This is a genomic window from Bradyrhizobium ferriligni (genome assembly GCF_056837965.1).
In genome coordinates, this window is record NZ_JBXEJO010000028.1 from 64,104 (window position 1) to 84,961 (window position 20,858).

A 20,858-nucleotide genomic window follows, 5' to 3' on the forward strand; every position below is an offset into this window, starting at 1 on the left:
TTTGCCCGCGCAGATCACGCGCGCAGGCCTCGCGGTGTCACCAACCTTACGTTACGTCGCATAGAGGGACGCGGCGAATTCGCGCCGGGACAAGTACCCCCCCCCGCGCGACAGTCCAAGTCCAGTACCTTTCTCATGGCGGCGCGGTAACTGAACGAAAATGCTTCGTCTGACAATTGGCCCGCAACGTTGGCTCGTCGCATCCCGCGAGAGGAACAGTCAGTAATCCGGCGTTACGTTGGAAGACGTGTAGGACGATCGCCGTCAAGCAGGTAGGGGCTGGGAAGCCGAGGTGGATGTGTAGATCGGCGATCGCTCCCGTGCAGGAGAGGGCGGTTGCAGCGAGGGCCACACAATTTCAGCGCGTAATCCAGTGGCGTCGATGCGGTTCAGCAGGCGCAATTGCGCGCCGCCCGCCCGCAGCGCCAAGGTGACGATGGACAGACCAAGGCCGCTCCCAAGAGAAGACTTGTTGCGTCCCCGGAAGAAGCGATTGGTTGCGAGTTTCAACTCGTCGCCGGCAATGCCGGGGCCGGTATCCTCCACCACGAGCTTCGTGGCGTCTGCCGTGTGTTCCGTTGACCAGCGAACAGTCCCGCGTGCCGGCATGTGGCGAACGGCATTTTCGTGCAGGTTGCGAACCGCCAGAAGCAATGCTTCGTGGTTCGTGGTAACGACGGCTGAATTTAACGAGGGGTCGATGAGGACATCCGCCTCCCGGTCGGAAGCCGGCAAAGCCTGCAGCATCTCCTCCAAGACATCGCCGACGCGAACAGGCGCTAGCGGCGCGCGAGTCTCGGAATCGAGCCTCGCCATTGTGAGCAACTGCCGCACGAGCCGCGCCGTTCGATCGACAGAAAGCAGGATATGCCGGAGCGCCGCGTTTCGGATGTCCGAATCCGTAGCGGTCATCGCGATCTGCGTTTGCGTGCGAAGACCCGCGAGCGGCGTGCGCAGTTCGTGCGCGGCAAATGCTGTGATGTCCCTTTCGTGCCGCAACGCGTTTTCGACACGCCCAAATAGATTATTAAGCGAAGCGACCATCGGCTGAATTTCAGTGGGGATGCCATCGGACCTGACGGGGGTCATATCATCCGCATCGCGTCGCTTGAAATCTTCCGCCAAGGTTTGTATCGGCTTGAGGCCACGATTAAGACTGACCCAAATAAGGAGCGCGAGAAGGGGAATGATCAGCAGCATGGGCGCCGCCAATCCCTTCATGATGTCCGTCACGAAGGCCTCCCGTAAGCCTAGCCGGTCACCGACCAGAACACGCACGTTCTTCACGGGATCCTCGGCCGTAAAGACGCGCCAGGTCTCGCCCTTGATGATGCGTTCGGAAAATCCCGTTCGGGTATCGCTCAATTTTTCGCTCGGCGCGCCGCTTGATCGCGCGACCAACCGGCCGTCGAGCGACCAAATCTGGCATGAGAGCTGGCGCTCGTAACTAAGCGGGTCGCCTGGGTGGCTGGCGTCGGCATCTTTCTGAAAGGACCCGGCACCGTTACTCGAAGCAAGCGACAGGACCATGCGGGCCGCTTCCTGCAGCCGGGAATCGAGGACGTTTTCAACTTCGCGGGTCGTCCCGACATAGATCCAGCAGGTGGCGGCGAGCCAGATCAGGCCTGTTGCGGCGACGAGGATGAAAAACAGCCTGCGCTTGAGCGAATTCATGACCGGTTTGACCTCATCCGATACCCAATGCCGCGAACCGTCTCGATCCGCGATCGCCCGATCTTTGCCCGTAGCTTATGGACATGAACTTCCACGGTATTGCTCTCGATCTCCTCTTGCCAACCATACAGCTTGGCTTCGAGATCGCTTTTGGAAAAGACGACACCCGGGCGGTCCATGAGTGTCGAAAGAATCGCGAATTCCCGGCGCGACAAGGAAATGTCCGTACCGTTTACGGTCGCCGTCAATCGCGCGAGATCGAGCGTGACCCCGTCATGCGAGACGGATGAGACGGCCCGTCCTGCTTGCCGGCGACCGATGGCACGTACCCGAGCCGCGAGTTCATCAAGATCGAAGGGCTTGCCGAGGTAGTCGTCCGCACCCGCGTCCAACCCTTTGATCCGATCCGACACCTCGTCAAGTGCCGTGAGAAGAACGACCGGAATTCGATCGCCCTTGGCGCGAAGCGACGCCAAAAGATCCAGTCCGGAGCCATCCGGTAGCATGACATCAAGAACGAGCGCGTCGAACGTGTCGGCCGCCAGAGCGGCCTGTCCATCGGCGCAGTTTGAGACGACGTCGAGCGTAGCGCCATGGAGACCAAGGCCGACCTTCAACCCGTTGGCCAGAACCGTGTCGTCCTCGACCACCAGAATGCGCATATCTGCCGCTCCCTTTGCTGAAGTTCGTGTCGGCGGCCAACCTTAAGGCTGGCTTAAGGTAGCGGCGTCACAGAGGCCCCCTTCGCTACGGAAGGGTCTCCATGCCATACGTCCGCATTCTCGGATTTGTTACCTTGCTCCTGGGCTTTATCGCGGGTGTCGGGCCTGCTGGGGCAGGCGGAATAACCCCGCCCGATCAGGCGTTCCGGTTCCGTGCGGAAGCGGCCGAAAATGGCGGTGTGCGCGTCGGCTGGTCCATTCTGCCCGGACACTATCTGTACCGCGATCGCATCCAGGCCTCTGTCGACGGGCGACCTGTTCGGATCGAGACGGCGCAGGGCGAACCCAAGGACGATCCCAATTTCGGGCCAACCGAGGTCTACCACGGATCCACAACAGCAACCGTTGGGTCTGATGTACTGCCGGCCAAAGGCACTTTGGTTGTCACCTATCAAGGCTGCGCAGAGAACGTTATCTGCTACCCGCCGATCTCCAAGGCCATCGATCTGGCATCCCTGTTGGTAAGCGACGCCCCGGACGGGGCTCAGGCGGCATCCACTTCCGGCCAAGACGCGGATGAGCTCCGAATCCCAGAGACGCCGGCGGCTTCACCCACCAATGGAATCGAAGACGAATCAGCGGCGCTCTTCGGCCGCGGCCTGATCTCGACCATGTTCGCGTTCCTTGGCTTCGGCATTTTGCTGTCGCTGACGCCTTGCGTGTTTCCCATGATCCCGATCATGTCGGGAATGCTGGCGCGCACCGAGGGAGAACTATCCCTCGGGCGCAGCTTCGTGCTCTCCGCCGCCTACGTCGTCGCGATGGCTATGGCCTACGGCACGCTTGGCATCTTTGCCGCGTGGTCCGGCGAAAATCTTCAAGCCGTCCTGCAGACCCCCGCGGCGGTCTTTGCAATGAGCCTGGTTTTCGTGGCTCTGGCGCTTTCCATGTTTGGTCTCTATGAGCTCCAACTTCCGCAATCCTGGACCGCCAGACTGGCGCAGTCGGCCGGAAACAAAGGCTCGGTCGGCGGCGCGGCCGCACTCGGCTTTGGATCCGCACTGATCGTCGGCCCCTGCGTTACACCGCCGCTCGCGGCCGCCCTGATCTATGTCGGGCAAACCGGGCAAGTGCTGCACGGCTCGCTTGCCTTGTTTGCGCTCGGTCTCGGAATGGGTTTGCCCCTTGTTGCCTTCGGCGTCCTGGGCGCCAGGGTACTTCCGCGCTCTGGCGCATGGCTCATGCGTACCAAGCATGTTTTTGGCTTCGTGTTTCTTGCACTTGCCGTCTGGATGTTGTCGCGGGTTCTGCCCGTCCGGCTGATGGCGGCGGCGTGGGGAGGGTTGTTCCTCGCTATGGGGGGATATTTCCTTTTGACCTGGTTGCAAGCGAAGCCGCGTAAGGGCGCGCACGTAGCCGCAGCAACGCTCGGCGCCTTGAGCGTTGCTTACGGCGGAGCGCTTGCTGCGGGTGCAGGCGTCGCTATCTATGAACCGCTTCAGCCATTGGCCGCGCTCGGTCTCGTCACGGCGCCTGCGAACGCTACGGGTTCAGCAGACGGATTACACCTCGTCACAAACGAATTTCGAATCGTCACGAATGGAGCCGATCTCGACGGCGCCATCGACGCGGCTCGCAAGCAGGGCCGGACCATCATGCTGGATTTCTCTGCCGAGTGGTGCACGGAATGCAAGCTCATGGAGCGCAATGTCTTCTCGCAGGAAGTCGTGCGCCGGGCCTTCCGCAATTTTGTTCTCGTTCGAGCGGACCTCACGCATTATGACCGCGACAGCAAGGACCTGATGAAGCGGTTTGGCGTCGTCGGTCCACCGGCCATCGTCTTCCTCAGCCCTGAGGGCCGCGAGATCCAAGAAGCTCGGATCGTCGGCGACGTCGGCGTCTCTGGTTTCCTCAGCAAACTGGCCAAGGCGATTCGGGCCTAGCCGCTACTAATGGGAGCTCTTCCGTGAGCAACGTGATATCGCGCACTCAATTCCTACAACTTGCGGCTCTCTCGACCACCATCCTCGTGATGCCGTCCGTAGCCTTTGCGGATGACAACGAAATCACGCGAGACATGATCTTCAACGATCCAGAGACGCCAACGGGCGGCAATCCAAATGGCGACCTGACCATCGTCGACTTCTTCGATTACAATTGTCCCTATTGCAAAGGGGCCGCAAAGCCTCTCGAGAAGGTCGTCAAGGCGGACGGTAACATCCGGCTCGTGTACAAGGACTGGCCGATCCTGCACCCGACCTCCATCATCGGGGCCCGTCTTGCGCTCGCGGCGAAATACCAAGAAAAATATCTGCCCGTCCATCACGCCTTGATGAACATCGACGGGTACGGGGTCGCCGAGGAGAAAATGGTTGAGGCCACCCGGAATGCCGGTATCGATGCGACGCAGCTCGATTCCGACATAACCGGTCACGCGGACGACATCGCGCGTCTTATCAAGCGCAACCTCAATATCGCCGAAGCCATTGGTCTGCAGGGAACACCGGGCTTTTTGGTCGGGCGGTTCAAGGTCAACCAGGCTTTGAATGAGCAGGGGTTCGTTCGAGTGGTCGCAGACGCGCGCGCACGTCAAAAGACGAAATAATCGGCGCTCTCTCGGGGCAATAATTTCATGCTGAGCTCTGCTCTTTGCCGCCGCGTGCGGCTAGTCGCGTCTGCCTGCGTCCTGTCTGCCGTCCTGGCGGGCTGTTCTGTCACCGGCGGGCCGGTCGCGACTGCGTCATTCATGCCTGCCGCTTCCAGCGCTCCCGCTCATTATGCCGCGATCGGATCGGAGAAGTTTCCAATCGACGAGGTCGACACTTCGCATGTGGATCCTCAGTTTCTCAGGCAGACGGTGGCGTACCGATCACCCTATCCGGCCGGCACGATCGTCGTCGATCCGCATAAGCGCTTCCTCTATCTCGTCCAGAAGGATGGTCAGGCGACACGGTACGGCGTCGGCGTCGGACGGGAGGGGCTCGCCTTTGCCGGTACCGGTATCGTGCAGGAGAAGCGCGAATGGCCGCACTGGACGCCCACCAGCGCCATGATCGCGCGCCAACCCGATCGCTATGCCAACTGGGCGAAGGGCATGGAGGGAGGCATCGGAAACCCGCTGGGCGCCCGCGCGCTCTACCTTTTCAAGGACGGGAAAGACTCGCGCTATCGCATTCACGGAACGACCGAACCCGAGACCATTGGTAAGGCCGTATCTTCAGGATGCATCCGCATGATGAATCAGGACGTCATTGACCTCTATTCCCATATCCCGCTGGGAACCAAAGTCGTCGTCCTGTAGAAACCGCGGGCGGCTTTCAATCCTTTTGGTCCTGTCGTTGCCAATCGCCAACGTTGCGCTCGCATGGGCTGATAAACGGGATTTGAATAGTCCAATATCGGTATTTGCCCCGCGCGGCGGCGCGGTCCGAAAGTCTTAAGCTGCACTTAAGGTGCGCGTCCCCTTTGGGCGGCAGCGTAACCATCTTCAAGGATCACCTCCCATGCGTCCATTCACTCAACCCATCGAAGCGCTCCGCGATTGGGCGCCACTTCCGATCCGTCTCATCGTTGGCTATGGCTTCATGGCACACGGCTTTGCCAAACTGACGCGCGGACCGGACACGTTTGCGGTCGTGCTGCACACGCTGGGCGTTCCTCTACCCGATATCGCCGCCTGGCTCACAACTGCCGTTGAGATATTGGGCGGCGCCGCTGTCTTCACGGGCTTTCTTATTCCGATTGCGAGCATTCCGCTGGCTGTGGTGTTGCTCACTGCGATCTTCACTGTCCATCTTCCCTACGGGTTCTTCTCAGTGAAGTTGGCGCAAGTGACCGAAACAGGCACGAAATTTGGTCCAGTGGGATATGAGATCCTTCTGCTGTACCTCGGCGGGTTGGCCACGCTTTCCCTCAGCGGCTCTGGTCATCTTTCGCTGGATCGTGTGCTGGAAAAAGCTCGCTCCCGCAATGCGCATCCTGGACCAGACAGCGGGATTGTCCCGCGTCGGCTGTAACAAAGCGCGCGGCAAAACGTATGACAACGTGAGCTGACCATATTCCGTAAGGATAAACGCCGATGCGGCGCAACCAGCGTACCGCGGAACAAGGGGATGCCCTGCCGTGACAACCGAGGAGCTCATACGCGGTCTAGCAGCTGATCGGTTGATCGGACCCCGCGTCGGCATCTCCCTACTTACCGCGCTGCTCCTCGGCACGAGCCTCGTTGCGCTCATCTTCTTTTCAGCCATCGGCTTTCGGCAGGACATCGTCCGGGCCCTTGGTACCGTGCGCTTTCTGTTCAAGTTCGTGATCGTCGTCCCGGTCGTCGTTCTTGCCGTAGGAGGGACTTTCCGCAATACGACGCCACTGTCGTCAACAGGACGGTGGGGGTGGCTGCTTCTCGCGCCCGCGCTGTTGTTGACCTTGAGCGTCTTCCTCGAGCTCGCCGTTGTACCCAGCACTCAGTGGGTGACAAAAGCGATCGGATCGAACTCCGTCAATTGCATGACCATTATCCCGACCCTCGGCTCGGTACCCTTGATCTTGTTCATCCGCGCCCTGCGGCGAGGGGCACCGGCCAATCCGGGCCTTAGTGGTGCACTCGCGGGTCTTGCTGCCAGCGGCATTGCCGCGACCTTCTATGCCACCAATTGCTTTGATGACAGCCCACTCTTTGTGATCACCTGGTACCCCCTGGCGACGGGTATCTTGGTTCTGTCAGGTTACGTTGCGGGCTTGCGTTACCTCCGGTGGTAACATCTCCCTTGGCCATGTCTGTCCGGGAGTTGGAGAGCGCTGCGAGCGTCGAGCGCGGACAGCGAGAGCTTCACGATTTCCTCGATGATCCGGGATCACGCACGCTTGCCACTGCATTTCGAAACAGTCGTAGGAGAGACTGTTGTACACAAAGTCGCCGATCAAATAGGTCGGCGTTCTCTATGCCCTTATCGTTGCAAACGAGTTGCCGCTTCACCCGGTTTTGAAAGCACGCAAGCGGCACGAATCACACTCTCGACGTTGGTGTTGAGTACCGTGCGATGGATCGCGCAGACTTCAGCCTCTGAGATCCGCGGCCGAGTCGGGCGATCTACCTCTTCACAAAGCGAGTTATGCATGACTAGGTCTAAAGCTCTGTATCCAACGTCCAATGCCCATCGCGGCCTTCTTGAAATCATCGCTAGAGGACAGAACCTTGTGTCATCCTCCGTGGCACGCTGGGCGCCTCTACCGCTGCGGCTCATCGTCGGATACGGATTTGCGGAGCATGGTTTTTCCAAGCTCTTGCGAGGATCTGATAACTTCACGGGAATTCTGCACGCCATGGGGATGCCGGCCGCAAAGTTCCTTGCGATCTTGACGATCTGGACCGAGATCATTGGCGGCATGTGCGTGGCTGTGGGCGCGCTCGTGCCGTTGATCAGCGTTCCCATGGCGGTGGTGCTGTTGGTGGCGATATTCACGGTCCACTTACAGTACGGCTTTTCTTCCATAAAACTGCAGGCCATTGAATCGACCGGCGCGCGTTTCGGGCAGCCTGGCTATGAAACGGACTTGCTATACCTTGCCTGCCTGGCCGCATTGGTTATCGGTGGAAGCGGCCCACTTTCGGTTGACGGTTGGCTTGCGCGAAGAATGAAAGCGTTTGCGCCTGGGGGGCCGAACCCCCGCGAAACGTGAAGTTCGCATCCAGGCCCCCGCTTCTCAAGAGCGGGGGTGCTTGGATAATCGATAGGCCAGTATGGTGTCATGCTGGATCGCGGGAAAAAGGAGCGCACTCCGGTTCGGTTGAACATTTGTGCCATTGCGGTTGCCCCCTAACCGTTTTAGTACGGTTGATATAGAATGAACGGCGGCCCCTAGCCCCCGGGCCGTCGACCCTCTCGGGAGGCAAAACAATGAAATTCTATGACTGTCCTACGGCTCCCAGTCCGCGGCGCGTGCGCATCTTTCTCGCTGAGAAGGGTGTATCTCTCGAAACGAAGATGGTCGACCTCGCCAACGGCGAGCAACTCACCGACGCGTTCGGGGCGATCAATCCCCATCGTACCGTGCCAATACTTGAACTGGACGACGGTACGAAGCTTCTCGATTCAACCTCGATTTGCATGTACCTTGAAGAAACTTTTCCAGACCCGAACCTGATGGGGCGCGATGCGAAGGAGCGGGCGCTCATTGCCATGTGGCAGCGCGACGTGGAAACGAACGGCATTATGGCCATCATGGAGTGCTTTCGCAACAGCTCGAAAGGCTTCAAAAGCCGCGGCCTGACCGGTCCGGTCGATTACGAACAGATCCCAGAACTAGCGGAGAGAGGTCGCCAGAGAGTGCGACATTTCTTCACCGAGCTGAATTCCCGGCTCTCTGGTTCTGAATATGTGGCGGGAGTTCGCTTTACGATCGTCGATATTACCGCGTTCGTCGCTGTAGAATTCAGTCGGGCGATCAGGGAGAAGGTACCTGAAGATGCTACGCATCTTAAGAGATGGCGTGACGCCGTCGGCGCTCGTCCAAGTGCACGTGCCTGAATCGCGGGCTTTGCAATGACGTGAGCCGATAGCCCAAGGCGATGCATGACCGCGTAGGCGGACCTCGGGTATCCGCCATGCGACGCCCTCGGCTATCGTTGCGGAGACCTCTTTGGAAGGTGGGTCTAGAACGCGAGCAGAGCAGTCATCCATCGTGCGAAGATGCCCTCATTCGTCGGACGCATGCTGCGCAACCGTCTCGCCACCCGTGGCCCTTTCGTCCGATACGAAGGTTCCGGATGAATGTGTCGCAAGGTCGATCGCTTTATGTATTGGCGGATAGCAGATCGCGTTCTGACCGCAGCCCTCGTACGTGACAACGAGCTCTCCTTGTTCTGGTAACTGTTCGCCGATTGTGTCGGCTATGGCGATGCTTCGATAGACCTCCCGAAGGCTCGAGCCGGGGGCATTCGAGTCTTCGGACACACCGCGTGGCGTTGCCGATCTTACGCTGCGCCCGTCGAGGGTGGCGGTGATCCGGTCCCGATAAAGGTAATAACCCGGAGCGATCGCCCAGGTGAGTTCTAGCGCCACGCCCTCCTCGTCGTGCTCGACACTGAAGGAAAAGACCGCATCTGGATTGGCGGCGGAGGATGTTGTGTCGCCACGCCCCACCATGGGAAGGGCGAGTAGCGGAAGAGCCAAGAGGGCGCTTTGGTAAGACATCCGGCGTTGTCGCTGCATGGAAAGGGCAATCATCTTCCCAGCTTAAGGCAGCCTTAAACGCGACCGTATGATGCGACAAAGCGTGGGGCTCGATCGCCTGACGCAAGACGATCGATAGTCCAGCCGGCCAGCTCTCGCAGGTTTCAGCAGAGTTCCATGGGGGATCAGCGGGAGGGACGTTCCGCCGATAGGCGCCATGCATGCGCGATCCAAGCGGCAATGAATTGATGACCTCCCGCGTGCAGACAGAGCTCTAATAGCGCTCCGTCGCGCCGCCGCACGGAGCGCGCGCAGGTGAGCGGCGTCTCGCTGACGAAGCCGGCCCTGACGCGTGGGAGGATGTGGAGAGGCAGCGACGGCCCAAGGATCGCAAAACTGTCCCGGACGCTGTCTTGACGTACGCCTGGGCTAACCTCTCTTCCCTCTAAAGGGACCGTGGCGTCGGCAAGGCCATGGAGATGGAGAAGCACCGGCGCAGGTCCCGCGCATGCACGAGGCGCAGGGCGCCAGAAAGCGCCTGAAACGGGCGCGAAAGCCGCGAAAAGGCGCGGTTGCCGGCAGGCCAGATACCATAGCATCGACGCGCCTTGCGAAAATCCGGCGCCCAGAATACGGCTGCGATTGATGTGAAAACGCTTCTCGATATCCTCGAGCACGGCGTGGACGTACGCGAAATCATCGCGATAATGGTGAGGTGAAGAGGGGAATGACCACGTCTTTCGTTCGCCGTTGAGCGCAACGAGCGCGACGCCGAGGCGAGCGGTTACCGCCGTCAGGGACTGATCGTTTATGACGTCTGCTGCGGTTTGCTGCCATCCATGAAAAAAGACGATAGCGCCGTAAGGACGTTTCGCGGGCGCGGGAGGTGATCGGACGCGATAGCTGCCGCCGGGCACGCGGCAATCACTGTCGACGCCACATGCGAGGGCCGTCCTTGACGAAAGGAAAACGAGCATCACGAGCAGGATTGAGGCCGTCCTCACGATGCGCGCACGTTCAGGCTGGAAAAAGGATCCCAAGCGATCGCGCCATCGCGCTAATTTGTCGTCGTTGCCAGCCGATGATCACGGCAGCGCATGTCCACACGGAGCACGCTTCCTTAAAAAGGATCCCGCCGTCATTGTAGGGATCGACACCCAGCGGACTAACGAGATGAAAGAAAATCGCGCCCGTCATGAGCATGAACGCGCCAATCGCGCCTATTCCCTGAAGAGCCGGGGTGAGGATGCAGGCGGATGCAAGGATCTCGCAAAGGCCAACACCGATGCGCATGGCGCTTTCGTATCCTTGAAACCCCAGCCAATCGGTCAACGTGGTGAAGAGTTGCACGCTGCCCTCGTCTCCGAGAAGCTTGTACTGTTCATACCAAAGAAAGATAAAGGCGACATAGGCTGCGCCAATCCAGCGAATGCCAATGACCATGGGCAGCGTGCGCGATTTTGAAGCCAGAGCGACTGCAAGCAGCGCGATCGGCAAAAGGATGCCTATCAGGCCGAACTGGGCGACAGCGGGATTTCCTGTCGCGATGGCCGCGCCGACCAGAAACGTCCCAAGAATATCGCGATCGTTGAACGAGCCGGTAATCCTCATAGGGCCGCACCAAGGGAAGGTCGCACGACGCACGGTGCGCCAAGGGCGGAGGACATGCCCAGGCGACCTTAAGGCAATCTTAAGAGCGTCCCGATCACTGCGGAAGCGAGCCATCAGTGGCGCGTTGACTTCGGGGACAAGGCGTCCAAAGCGGCCAGGGCGCTTAACCGTGCAGATGTCGTTTGCAGCCGACCGAGACGCTCCAGAGCAAACCGGCTCCGTCCCCTTCTGACCGATAACCGGCGCTCAAGAAGGGCTACGGCTTGTTCTTCGTCGCCGCTACGGATCAAGCTGTCAATATAGACTTGCTCAAATAGGTCACGCTGAGCATTGCTGCCGCCGACGTCGAGCAAGGTCGACCGACCGGCGGAAAACCACTTTGCCGCCGCAACATAATCGCCTGCCTGGAACGAAAGTAACCCGCACGCCATGGTGCCGCCGATTCGCGCAGCAATCCGGCGCTCGTCGCTGCCGCACGTAAAGGAATCGTCTAGATCCGCCGTGCGAGGGCATCGGCGCTCTTCACCCGGCCGGCGCCAAGCAAGGCCAAGACGTAATGAAGGTCCGCGAAGACCAGGCGGACATCCATCTGGTGACGCTCGGCTCGGTCGCCAATATCTTCCCAACGCCCGCCGACATCAACGCCCGCATACTCGAAACGGGCGAGCAGGGACGCGCAGCTTGCAATATCGCGATAGTCGTCCGAGCACCCGACGGCCATGCGGCGATCATAGAGAGCGATGGCTTCCGCGAACCGGCCCGCCTCCATCTGGAAGAGAGCTTGATGCCAGAAAAGGTGCAGACTGAAGTTGTTGGCATGCGCCCATCGGCTGGGATCCCCGAGCCAGGAGATGCCTTCGTCGGCCCGCCCCGTCATCTCGAGCACGTGGGCAACCGCATGCCGCCCCCAAACGTCCCGTGGGGTGAGCTCGACGGCCAAACGTCCAACGCGTTCCGCCTCAGCATGGAGACCCCGTTCTTCCAGCGCGAAAGCTAGACATCCCTGCGCAAACCCCGCGTACGGATGGTCGAGGCCAAATGAAGGCACAACGCGTTGCAGCACGGTCAACATCGGCAATTGGTCGTCAAGCATGAATCGCAGCATGTGGGCAAGTTTGACGGCCAGCATGTCCCGAGGATAGGACACAAGGATGTCTTCAAGAATGACCGCTGCCCGTCGCGGCGCGTCCATTATCCATTGCTCAAGGGCTTGCAGAAATTTGTCTTCGCGATCGCTTGTCGCGCGGGCGGATTTGGCGCGCAACGCGTCATCCATGCAAACGACGGCGGCGGGGATCAAATCGGCGCGCGCCAAGGAAAACAACAAAAGCCCGTTTACTGCGTGCGCGAGTGCGAAGTCCGGATCGGCCGCGATCGTGCCGGCAAGGCGGTCCGCCGCAGATCGATCATGAGCCAAAATCGCTTCCACAGCTTCATTCCACGCCTCGCGTACCTCGTGGCTTGCCACTGCAATAGGGTATCCAGATAGGTCATCATACATCGCGCATCATCCGACGAGGTGTAATAGAAGAACATGTTAGGAAGGGCTCAATTGGCGCTACGCATGAGCAAACACTGAGGGCAATCAAGGCTGCGCTGAAACGCGTCCGGTCGATCTTTGGGCTCCGATGATGGGGCTGCTATCTTCCACGGCGTGCGCTTAAACCACCGAACCGTGCGCGCCACGAGGTAAAGCGCCGCGAATGCGGCTACGTTGATCGCCGCAACGACGAACTCCGAGCCGCCGGCAAGTTCGGCCAGGGTCGCGCCAAATCGGGCGAGCACGACGCTCGCCAAAAAAGTGGCAAGAGATTGCTGCCCGATGGTTGTGAGCATGCTGCCGATGCCGCGCCCGAGCCGCGGGCGCCATGGCTCGATGATGCTGACGACGACTTAAGCCAGGGCCAGAAAATGCACGATACGCAGTGGATGCAAATCGGTTTTTTCACGCGCATCAAACAAGAGATCGCGGATGCTGTTCAGCTCGGGCCAGCGGTCAAGAATGACACAGAACGACAACGGCACAGACGCCAAGACAAAAATCGCGCGTGCCAGCATGACCGGTGGCAAACCGAGGCGGGGAACGATCAGCCACTTCATTCCGATGGCAAAGCCGATGAAGAAGATGACTTGCCAAGCGAATGGATTCAAGAACCAGCCGCTCCCGGTCCAGGGATTTCCCGGAAGGTTGAGACCGGTTGCCCAAACAAGCGCGTAAAGCGCTACGCTAACGACGAAAGGAAGCCACGGGTGAAGCAAGCGCGCCCCGACCATAATCGGCACCATGGCCAGGATGGCAATGTACATCGGCAGAATGTCGAGAAGGTCGGGCTGCCAAGTGAGCGTCACGAGCCCAAGAAGGCACGCGCGGGCTCATCCAGTAAGGGTCCGAATTGCGCGCGCAGTATGTTCAGGCCAAAAACCGCGTCTGACGCTGCCACGAGTGTGATGAGCGCAAGAACGAGGCAGATCTCCGCCCAATAAACCTGCCAGATGCGATAACAAATCCGCGCGGTCCCGATGAGCAGCCCGTGTCGCGTGAACGTTCCGCCAAACGCGATTGCGCTGGCGACGCCCGAGCAAAAGACGAATAGTTCGGCGCCCGATGAAAAGCCGAAGCGGGCCGGAATAAACCCATTCCAGCTGTTGCCGGGCATGTGGGCAATAAAGATGATAAACATCGTGATGCCGCGGAAAAAGTCGAGCCGCTCGTCTCTTGAACGCGACGCCACTGTCGGCGTCATATCGGCTTGAGCCGCGACCGTTGACAAGCTGTTGGCGTTCGCGAATGGCACGCTTTCATAGGACATAAAGACGCTCCCCCTGGATGTGGGAGGCGTTTGCGAGTGCTAGCTTAAGGCAGACTTAAGGGCGGGCCCAAGGTACCCTTGCTGCCGACACGCGATAGCAGCTATGGCATGAGGCTGGCGCGGATGTCAGTCCGTCCATGATCAACCGATTCGGCTGGTGAGGAGCGCTGACATGAGCGATCGCCGAGGGGCGATGATGATCACTACCGTGCCGTCGCCGTCGCGGCAGACGAACTTGGCGCGCCGATGGAAACCCACTGGTTTTGATCGGTCTGCGATTGGCGTTTCACGTAGCGGTAACCGGTCTGACTCCACGAAACGACGGATGTGATCTCGTTATCCAGAATGAACTCGCCTTTGTCCGTAGTGACGGTCAGGACGGCATGTCCCTCGTTGTTTCGGTCTCGCACTACGGTGATGAGGAGAGATTCTCGCGGCCAACCGGCGTCGATCAACATCTTCCGTTTCTGCAGCGCGTAGTCTTCGCAATCTCCGTAGCCGTCGGAAGGATACGACCACTTTTCTATCGTGCCCCAATGTTCGGCGTCCGTGATTGGTTTCACCGTATCATTGACGTACTTGTTCACGCGCCAGAGATCCGCCCACGCTTTCGGCGTCATGACGATATCGCGAGCAATCGTCTCTTTCGACGTACAATCGGCCGGATGGTCGGTGCAAAATTGCGTCCAACCCATCGGGGACGAAACCACAGTGCCGATGGCCGCGCGGTCACTTGCACTCTCTGCGCCGGCGCTTACGGTAAGAAGGAAAAGGAGAATTCCTGTGTGCAGGATATTGGCGGCCTTGCTGACCATGATGCTCTCCACGGCGTCTTGAGAGCATCCATGGCACGAAGAGTTTGCGAGGCCCGTACATTATTGCTTAAAACTTGAATCTTCGCCTGCCGCGACTCATGGCGTCGCGCCCGATAATGTCGACTGCATTCGATCAGCGCCGACGGCTCCGACAATGACTTGGTCGCCGATAATGAATGCGGGTGTCCGTTTACCCCGAGCGCCTCCGCTGCTGCGAAGTTCTCCCGCAAGATGGCGTCGATCTCCGGATCTTTCAGATCACTCTTCAGCCTCGCGCCATCCATTCCATGCTCGTTGCCGTGGTGAATGCAAGGCTTCCGGTCATTGAGCCTTTGGCTTTCATTAAGGCTTCATAGTAACGCGTGCGTAACCCCGTATCGGCGGTTTCGCGCGCAACTGCCAGGGCCAGCCGGCTCGTGGCCGTAGAGTCCGGGCCCAGAATGGGAAACTCACGAAGGACGACGCGCAGCTCGGGGTTATTGTCGACCAGCTTTTGAATGTCTCCGACCGACGCTCGGCAATACGGGCAGTTATAATCGAAGAACGCGATCAGACTCATGCGGCCGTTCGGATTTCCGATGATCGTAGCCCCGCGTGAGGAAAGAAGTTGGCTGCGGTACTGTGCAAGCGCTTTAGCCTGGCCCGCCTTTTGCTGCTCTTCGGACCGCCGCTCAAGCTCGATGCTGGCATCCCGCAACACCTCCGGGTCTGCAGCAGATACTCCTTTACGACTTCGCCAATGGCTTGCCTCTGCGCCGGGGTCAAGGGCACACGAAGATCATGGGCGCGAACCGTGCCCAAAAAAGCCAGACCGGCGAGCACGGCGATCGACAAAGCGGATCGCCGGGCAAGTGTTCCAACCTTCGGCATGAGCTCTGACAAGGGGCGATCCTCAATGCGCCAAGCTTGCGTTGATGCCCCAGCCGGCCTGTTGTCCTCACGTCGACGGATAAGTGCGCGTAGGCGCGCTCCCAACTCCTCCAACTCGAACGGCTTTACCAGACAAGTATCCACTCCGGCATTGAACCAGCGAATGCGCTCTTCGACGTCGTCGACGGCGGTTAATAACACGATCGGGACGCCGCCGTTTGCGCTTCTGTGGGCGGCGATGAGGTCCAGCTCTGCCCGATCAAGCCGCGCGAAGTCGAGAACGATCGCATCGTAGCTCGACAGAAGCGGATGATGCGACCGGTCAGCGCTCATCATGGCGTTATCGACACGGAAGCCAAGCCGGCTCAGGCCGGCTCTGAGACCCGTGTGCGGCAACGGGCCGTCTCCGACAAGGAGGATACGCATGGGGAAGGCTCCTGTTTGGCTTCCCCTGCGAAGCGAAACTTAACGCTAACTTAAGGCCGTTCGACGTGAGGGGTACAATGGCGCTGAAACCCCCTGCAGGGCGAAAAGATTTGCAGCGAAATCAACCAGCCACTTCGCTTGTCCTACGACGAGCTTGTGGGCCGCAAAGGAAGCCTCAACCTTTCCGGCATTCCGGGCGTCGGTCCCAAGCGTCGCGCCGCCGAGGAACAGGTCACCAACGCACAGCGTCGCGTCGACGAACTCGCCAAGGACGTTGCCGAAACCGATAAACGGATCGCGGCGCTGCGCGAGAAGGTCAAGGCCGACGGGGAAGGGAAGGCGAATACCGCTTCTACCATCAATGCCCGCAGTACGCCTCCCGCAGAACTCGCTCCACCGTCATCGCCGGCGGTGGAGGCAACCTATGATCCCGTCGCTGACGAGACCTCACGCAAGGCGGAAACGGCGGAGCCAAGCGTGACCGGGAGCGATGGGCCATTCGAACAGGAGCCCGTTCGCCGCGGGCCTAGACGTCAGCGCGGCTCGAAGAACAGAAAGCTGGAGGTACCGGAAGATCACGAAGCTGCCTGAAGGCAAGCTCGCAAAACCCGTCGGCCGATGAGGTAACCAGCGAAGTTGACCAGGGCTATGGCCATCGGGTACCAGGCGACCACGAAGCGCGGCCTGTCGTCATTGCAGTTTGCTGCATAGAACGTCGCTGCGATCCCACTTGCGGCGAGTCCTGCGACAGCGCCTGCGAATCCCGGATTGGATGGCGCGCCGTTGCGCAGCGCCGCGAGGAAGCAACCGAGCGGCCCGATCGCCAACAGCGGAATCAACGTCAGGCAGAATCGCGCATTGTGACCGACAAGATGCGGCGTCCACTGGTTATTCGGGAGCGCCAACAACTGCACCAGGGCCGAACAGACGAGCAGGGCGGTAACGATAAGCAACGGGGGCGTCTTGCGCGCGATTTGACCTCGGGACGTCCAACGCGCACGGCGACGATGCTCGCCGTAATAGCTAAGGACAGGGTGATCGTGAGCTTGAACAGGAAGCGAATATTCCCAAGCGCTTCCGTGATGTCTGGCCGGAATCCGATCGCGGCAAAAAACAAGCCTGCCGCGATCACGATGGCAACCATCGCGGCAGTTTTGGGCGTCGATCCGAGCGGACGGGTTTTTTGGAAATCGCGCGAGAGCACTTCAACGGGATTCTCAGTCTTCATGCGTGCGCCTCCGATAGAGGGCGCCCAGGGCTTTTAACGCGCGATGAAGATTGACGCGCACCGCGCCTTCCGACATCTTCAGCCGGGAGGCAGTTTCCTGAATGCTATCACCGTTGATTGAAATGGATTGGATGATGTCTCGTTGTGCAAGCTTGAGTTGGCCCAGCAGCGCGTCGATCTCGTGCGCCGCAATATCCTGCTTTGGCGCATCGGCCTGCAAATGATCCATCACGTCGTCGATCGGTATGTGCACCATTCGGCCGCGCCGCCGAAAGGAGTCGATGACCTTGTTGCGGATGATCGCGCTGATCCATGGCGATATCGGGCGCGACGGATCCCATGTCCCGCGCTTCAGATGAACCGTTAATAGTACCTCCTGCACAATGTCCTCGGCTTCGCTGTCCGCGGCGCCCACGTTTCGGCAGCGCTTGCGCGCGACCGCGCGGATATAGGGCGTCACCGAAAGAAGGAACTGCCGGTATGCGCCTGAGTCGCCGGTCAAAGCCGCGCGCATCCACTCCGTCCAATCGGCGTCCTGGGACGCTGCGACCATCCAATTCCTCTTACGGCAAAATCTTGAATTGTTGCAGGGGGTCACAGGGGCATAACCCGCTCCACGCCTATGGCCCGATAAGGGCGTCCGGTCCACGCTATCGCGTCCGATTCTGGAGCGACCGTTATATTAAAAGAGATTGGCCTTCATAATCAATCCGCGGAAAGCCGATCGGACCGCTCGATTCGGCGCCGGCGCCCCGACGACCCCGGTGCGCGCCGCCCGGCGCTTCGGAGGCGGCGTCTCTCGCTTGCACGACGTGAGCCTGCCCCAAGCCAAAATCTACCGGGATTTGATGCGCCGTGAGGATCCCTTGTCCTGCAACAGGGCGAATATCGGCCGCGCCAGCCCCTCGAGGAGCGCCCGCTCGGGACGAACCCGGGCCAGGACGCGGATGCCGAGCAAGATACCGAGCAGCGATTTCGAAAGGTCCGCCGCCGAGTAGGCGCGTGTGATCGTTCCGTCCTTTTGGCCCCTGGATACACACCGCAGGAAGAAGGCCTCCACCTCGTCGAGGAAGGTCGCGACGATGTCCAGGAAATCAGGATCGAAGGGGGCGCTTTCGATCGCCGAATTGACCAGCATACAGCCGCGCCGCTGCTTGTCCGTCAGCGAGCGCTTGATAATCTCCTGCAGGAACACAGTGATGGCTTCGCGGGGCGGGCGCGCGGGTTCGATCCGCCGAATGCGCTCGCGGAATGTTTGATCGAGATACCTGTTCAGCGCACGCTCGTATAATCCACGTTTGTCACCGAAGGTATTATAGAGGCTGGCGCCGGCGATATTCATCTCGTCAGCGAGATTCCGCACGGATGTCGCCTCGTACCCGCGCAGCCAGAACCGCTCGATGGCCGCATCGAGAACAGCAGCTTCGTCAAACTCGCGCGGCCTAGCCATCTTATCCTGCCTCCAACGTTTAAATAGCTGATTGCGTGAACAATTTCCTAGCATCCGGCCCGGTGGGTTGACAATTCCGCTACCGCCCGGGTCAACGCCTATTTTGGAGCCATTCCTAGCCATTCTAGATCGTATGATCTATAACGGCGATGCCTGCCGGATATAACGTGGCACGCCGACGCCGGACTGGGGAGGAACTTCGTGGCTTTGCCCTTGGATAACATGCTGCCGGAGGCCCTGCGCGCCCAATGGCCTTACGCGCCGCATTACGCAGATGTGAATGGCTGGCGCATGCACTATGTCGATGAGGGCGAAGGCGATCCCATCGTCTTGCTGCATGGCAACCCAACCTGGGGCTTCCTCTATCGCGATATGATCGGACCGCTGGTGCGTTCCGGTCGGCGTGTCATTGTCCCCGACATGATCGGCTTTGGTCTGTCCGAAAAGCCCACGCGGGAGCAGGCGCATTCTCTGGATGGGCATGTCGCCAACCTCACAGCCCTGATGCGCCAGCTTGATCTCACACGAATCATGCTGGTTTGCCACGATTGGGGCGGTCCCACCGGGCTTTCCTTCGCCATGAGCAACCCGGACCGCGTGCGGGCGCTCACGATTATGAGCACCTGGGCGTGGCCGTTGCCCCCGGCCGAATTTCACACCCGTATCTTTCCTTGGCGGATGATGCATGCGCCCCTGATTGGGCCTTACCTCCTCGGCAAGCACCGTGCGCTGGCCGGGCGTGGGGTTTACCTGTCTGTCGTCGACCGCGAGAAGTTCGCCAAGGGTGCGCAAGCAGCCTATGAAGGAGCGCTACCGGATCCCGCCTCTCGCCTTCTTACTTGGGTATGGCCGCGCTGGATTCCGCTCGATGAGCAGGCGCGGGCCTTCGAGCGCTTTCAGTGGCTGGAGCAGGAGCTATCACGATCCAAGCTCCCGACATTGATCGTGTGGGGACGCGAAGACGAGGTGTTCGATGCCGCAACCTTCTCCAACCGGTTTAAACAAATACTGCCTCACGCCGAAGGTCCGCTGTTGGTAACCGGTCGACACTTCCTGCAAGAAGACTCGGGCGCCGAAATTGCGGATTTGGTCCGGCACTTTCTGGATCGGCAGGACAAGCAGGAGCGCGCCCAATGACCGCCGTTAGCGTTGTCGGGAAGCCGGATCTCCGGGGAAAACGGTTAGCCTTTGCGCTGGCTGAGGACCGTGTCGCGCACTATCCCGAGTTTCGCGCGTTCTTTGTGAAGACGTTCGATCTCGACCGTATTGGCCTTGCGGAGCCGGGATATGTACAAGCGCCCTCCGGACTCTGCTACGCGTTGATCTTTATCGGCCGCAGCGGCGAGCCGTTCCCGTCAGGCCTCGAAATCCATGCGATTGTCGACGCACTGGAGCCGGTCGAGGAGGCTACCCTGGATCGCGATTTATGGGCGATCCTCCGCTGGATGATCGGTGGCGTAGGCGCACCGTGGACTGTGGACGATTTCGACCGCACGGGCCGGCTTTATCGCGTTCCGGCTGCGCCGCCCGGCTAGGGGATTCCCGGGAAGGCGGGGCCTTACGGCGTTTCAAACGAGCCCAGGAAATCGCGCTTGCCGACATCCACCGCGTTATGGCGCAAGATGTCGTGCGAGGCCGTGACGTGGAAGAAGAAGTTCGGAAGCATGAACGTGGTGACATAGGCCACGCTAACTGGGACGCCGCTTGCCGTTCGGAATTTTAACTCGATCGAGCGACCGGCGCTGTCTGCAAACATATCCGCTGGCACGGATTGAACGAAACTGACGGTCTTCTAGACGCACAAGCGAAGCGCATCAAAATCGTGCTCGTTATCCCGAAAGCTCGGCGTCTCGATTCCTGTCAGGCGTCCCATGCCGGCCTTCGAGGTGTCGCTGGCCCGCTGGATCTGCCCGGAGAAAGGCCGCATGTCGGGGAAAAGTCTCGCCTGGATCAGAGCAGCAGGCTCGATATTGTGGGCCCTTGCGAAAATCTCAGCGGCATTGACGTGGCGCGATAAGGCGCCCAGCCCCAGAGGTCGCAATTTCATGCATCGTGATCTGCATGCGCATAACCTCATGTTCCGGTGTTGATGAGTGGTTCGCCCGCGGTTCAAATACCTGTTGATCGGGTTTGGGCAAGG

At 59.9% G+C, this 20,858-nt stretch carries 21 protein-coding genes and 3 pseudogenes; 10 read left to right on the forward strand and 14 right to left on the reverse strand.

What is annotated here, in order from left to right; translation table 11 throughout:
- Nucleotides 1-264: 264 nt before the first annotated feature.
- Both AC1VNY_RS18345 and AC1VNY_RS18350 read right to left on the reverse strand, forming a co-directional pair.
- On the reverse strand, nt 265-1,674 hold the full coding sequence (locus AC1VNY_RS18345; protein ID WP_482406229.1) for an ATP-binding protein: 1,410 nt from the start codon (nt 1,672-1,674) through the stop codon (nt 265-267).
- Complete coding sequence (locus AC1VNY_RS18350; RefSeq protein ID WP_482406230.1) at nt 1,671-2,336, reverse strand: response regulator; 666 nt, start codon at nt 2,334-2,336, stop codon at nt 1,671-1,673. The genes AC1VNY_RS18345 and AC1VNY_RS18350 overlap by 4 nt, the downstream gene beginning before the upstream one ends.
- Nucleotides 2,337-2,437: 101 nt before the next feature.
- On the opposite strand from AC1VNY_RS18350, the gene dsbD reads away from it, so the two are divergent.
- The 7 genes from dsbD (at nt 2,438) to AC1VNY_RS18385 (ending at nt 8,863) form a co-directional block, all read left to right on the forward strand.
- Entirely contained in the window at nt 2,438-4,279 is a 1,842-nt protein-coding gene (gene dsbD, locus AC1VNY_RS18355; protein ID WP_482406231.1) for a protein-disulfide reductase DsbD, read from the forward strand.
- A gap of 23 nt (nt 4,280-4,302) precedes the next feature.
- Nucleotides 4,303-4,941 (forward strand): DsbA family protein, encoded by a 639-nt coding sequence (locus AC1VNY_RS18360; protein WP_482406232.1) that lies wholly within the window; start codon nt 4,303-4,305, stop codon nt 4,939-4,941.
- A 141-nt stretch (nt 4,942-5,082) separates the two neighbouring features.
- Nucleotides 5,083-5,637 carry a L,D-transpeptidase gene (locus AC1VNY_RS18365; RefSeq protein ID WP_482406233.1) on the forward strand — a complete coding sequence of 185 codons (555 nt, stop codon included), beginning with the start codon at nt 5,083-5,085 and terminating at the stop codon, nt 5,635-5,637.
- 202 nt (nt 5,638-5,839) lie between these two features.
- Nucleotides 5,840-6,352, forward strand: coding sequence for a DoxX family protein (locus AC1VNY_RS18370; protein ID WP_482406234.1), 513 nt, complete (start codon nt 5,840-5,842; stop codon nt 6,350-6,352).
- 106 nt (nt 6,353-6,458) lie between these two features.
- Complete coding sequence (locus AC1VNY_RS18375; RefSeq protein WP_482406235.1) at nt 6,459-7,094, forward strand: NrsF family protein; 636 nt, start codon at nt 6,459-6,461, stop codon at nt 7,092-7,094.
- Nucleotides 7,095-7,451: 357 nt separating this feature from the next.
- Complete coding sequence (locus AC1VNY_RS18380) at nt 7,452-8,015, forward strand: DoxX family protein (RefSeq protein ID WP_482406236.1); 564 nt, start codon at nt 7,452-7,454, stop codon at nt 8,013-8,015.
- 218 nt (nt 8,016-8,233) lie between these two features.
- On the forward strand, nt 8,234-8,863 hold the full coding sequence (locus AC1VNY_RS18385) for a glutathione S-transferase family protein (RefSeq protein WP_482406237.1): 630 nt from the start codon (nt 8,234-8,236) through the stop codon (nt 8,861-8,863).
- A gap of 168 nt (nt 8,864-9,031) precedes the next feature.
- Here AC1VNY_RS18385 and AC1VNY_RS18390 read toward each other — a convergent pair whose 3' ends face one another.
- The 8 genes and pseudogenes from AC1VNY_RS18390 to AC1VNY_RS18425 all read right to left on the reverse strand — a co-directional run bounded on the left by AC1VNY_RS18390 (nt 9,032) and on the right by AC1VNY_RS18425 (nt 16,040).
- A complete protein-coding gene (locus AC1VNY_RS18390) occupies nt 9,032-9,562 on the reverse strand; it encodes a protein-disulfide reductase DsbD N-terminal domain-containing protein (RefSeq protein WP_482406238.1) in 531 nt (176 codons plus the stop codon).
- A 131-nt stretch (nt 9,563-9,693) separates the two neighbouring features.
- Nucleotides 9,694-10,548 (reverse strand): CE1 family esterase, encoded by an 855-nt coding sequence (locus tag AC1VNY_RS18395; protein WP_482406239.1) that lies wholly within the window; start codon nt 10,546-10,548, stop codon nt 9,694-9,696.
- Entirely contained in the window at nt 10,526-11,119 is a 594-nt protein-coding gene (locus AC1VNY_RS18400; protein ID WP_482406240.1) for a DoxX family protein, read from the reverse strand. The genes AC1VNY_RS18395 and AC1VNY_RS18400 overlap by 23 nt, the downstream gene beginning before the upstream one ends.
- Nucleotides 11,120-11,609: 490 nt before the next feature.
- The gene (locus AC1VNY_RS18405; RefSeq protein WP_482406241.1) at nt 11,610-12,620 is read right to left on the reverse strand and encodes a tetratricopeptide repeat protein; all 1,011 of its coding nucleotides are present in this window, start codon (nt 12,618-12,620) and stop codon (nt 11,610-11,612) included.
- 47 nt (nt 12,621-12,667) lie between these two features.
- A pseudogene (locus tag AC1VNY_RS18410) lies at nt 12,668-13,929 on the reverse strand (OpgC family protein).
- Nucleotides 13,930-14,132: 203 nt separating this feature from the next.
- Nucleotides 14,133-14,744 (reverse strand): transglutaminase-like cysteine peptidase, encoded by a 612-nt coding sequence (locus AC1VNY_RS18415; protein WP_482406242.1) that lies wholly within the window; start codon nt 14,742-14,744, stop codon nt 14,133-14,135.
- Nucleotides 14,745-15,009: 265 nt separating this feature from the next.
- A complete protein-coding gene (locus tag AC1VNY_RS18420) occupies nt 15,010-15,303 on the reverse strand; it encodes a DsbA family protein (protein WP_482406243.1) in 294 nt (97 codons plus the stop codon).
- On the reverse strand, nt 15,300-16,040 hold the full coding sequence (locus AC1VNY_RS18425; protein ID WP_482406244.1) for a response regulator: 741 nt from the start codon (nt 16,038-16,040) through the stop codon (nt 15,300-15,302). The genes AC1VNY_RS18420 and AC1VNY_RS18425 overlap by 4 nt, the downstream gene beginning before the upstream one ends.
- Nucleotides 16,041-16,178: 138 nt before the next feature.
- Here AC1VNY_RS18425 and AC1VNY_RS18430 point away from each other — a divergent pair, with 138 nt between their 5' ends.
- A complete protein-coding gene (locus AC1VNY_RS18430) occupies nt 16,179-16,631 on the forward strand; it encodes a hypothetical protein (RefSeq protein ID WP_482406245.1) in 453 nt (150 codons plus the stop codon).
- Here AC1VNY_RS18430 and AC1VNY_RS18435 read toward each other — a convergent pair.
- The 3 genes and pseudogenes from AC1VNY_RS18435 to AC1VNY_RS18445 form a co-directional block, all read right to left on the reverse strand.
- Nucleotides 16,616-17,268 (reverse strand): annotated as a pseudogene (locus AC1VNY_RS18435) (NrsF family protein). The gene AC1VNY_RS18430 and the pseudogene AC1VNY_RS18435 overlap by 16 nt on opposite strands.
- The gene (locus tag AC1VNY_RS18440) at nt 17,258-17,821 is read right to left on the reverse strand and encodes a sigma-70 family RNA polymerase sigma factor (protein WP_482406246.1); all 564 of its coding nucleotides are present in this window, start codon (nt 17,819-17,821) and stop codon (nt 17,258-17,260) included. The pseudogene AC1VNY_RS18435 and the gene AC1VNY_RS18440 overlap by 11 nt, the downstream one beginning before the upstream one ends.
- 282 nt (nt 17,822-18,103) lie before the next feature.
- Nucleotides 18,104-18,718 (reverse strand): TetR/AcrR family transcriptional regulator, encoded by a 615-nt coding sequence (locus AC1VNY_RS18445; RefSeq protein WP_482406247.1) that lies wholly within the window; start codon nt 18,716-18,718, stop codon nt 18,104-18,106.
- A gap of 201 nt (nt 18,719-18,919) precedes the next feature.
- Between AC1VNY_RS18445 and AC1VNY_RS18450 the strand changes: the two genes are divergently transcribed.
- Together AC1VNY_RS18450 and AC1VNY_RS18455 are read left to right on the forward strand one after the other, a co-directional pair.
- A complete protein-coding gene (locus AC1VNY_RS18450; protein WP_482406248.1) occupies nt 18,920-19,855 on the forward strand; it encodes an alpha/beta fold hydrolase in 936 nt (311 codons plus the stop codon).
- Nucleotides 19,852-20,253 (forward strand): hypothetical protein, encoded by a 402-nt coding sequence (locus AC1VNY_RS18455; protein WP_482406249.1) that lies wholly within the window; start codon nt 19,852-19,854, stop codon nt 20,251-20,253. Before AC1VNY_RS18450 ends, AC1VNY_RS18455 begins: the two co-directional genes overlap by 4 nt.
- A 23-nt stretch (nt 20,254-20,276) precedes the next feature.
- Here AC1VNY_RS18455 and AC1VNY_RS18460 read toward each other — a convergent pair.
- Nucleotides 20,277-20,795 (reverse strand): annotated as a pseudogene (locus AC1VNY_RS18460) (DUF1993 domain-containing protein).
- Nucleotides 20,796-20,858: the final 63 nt, after the last annotated feature.